Source organism: Streptomyces sp. PA03-1a (assembly GCF_033792805.1).
Classification (GTDB): Bacteria; Actinomycetota; Actinomycetes; order Streptomycetales; family Streptomycetaceae; genus Actinacidiphila.
Genome location: NZ_JARAVO010000504.1, coordinates 1 through 734 on the forward strand (window position 1 = coordinate 1; position 734 = coordinate 734).

1 protein-coding gene is annotated in these 734 nt (G+C 67.3%); it reads right to left on the bottom strand.

Annotation, left to right across the window (positions count from 1 at the left end; genetic code table 11):
• Window positions 1-734, bottom strand: a 734-nt coding sequence (locus PV341_RS45195) for an IS630 family transposase (RefSeq protein ID WP_500361072.1), incomplete at both ends; no start/stop codon positions are given.

Genomic DNA, 734 nt, shown 5'->3' on the forward strand with positions numbered 1-734 from the left:
GTCTGCGGTTTTCGTCCAGACGAAGGGCTTGGGGTCGTCGTTCCAGGTCTGGATCCAGGTGCGGATGTCCTTCTCCAGGACCTGGATGTTCTTGTGGACGCCTCGCCGTATCTGCTGGGTCGTCAGCAGCCCGAACCACCGCTCGACCTGGTTGAGCCAGGAGGAGCTGGTGGGGGTGAAGTGGACGTGGAACCGCGGTCGGGCGGCCAGCCATCGCTGGATGGCGGCCGTCTTGTGGGTGGAGGCGTTGTCGCAGATCAGGTGGACGTCCAGCTCGGCCGGCACCTCGCGGTCGATGCGTGCGAGGAACTTCTTGAACTCCACCGCCCGGTGCCGGCGGTGGATCTGCCCGATCACCTCACCGGTGGCGGTGTTCAGCGCGGCGAACAGCGTGGTGACCCCTCCCCGCGCGTAGTCGTGGGTGCGGCGCTCGGGCATCCCCGGCATCATCGGCAGCACCGGCGCGGACCGGTCCAGGGCCTGGATCTGGGTCTTCTCGTCCACGCACAGCACCAGCGCGTGCTCGGGCGGCGCCAGATACAACCCGACCACGTCACGGACCTTCTCGATGAACTGCGGGTCCTTGGACAGCTTGAAGGTGTCCACCAGGTGCGGCTTGAGGCCGAAGGTCCGCCAGATCCGGGAGACGGCCGACTGCGACAGGCCCGCCTCGGCGGCCATCGACCTCGTCGACCAGTGCGTGGCGTTCTTCGGGGTGGTCTCCAGCGTCTTGA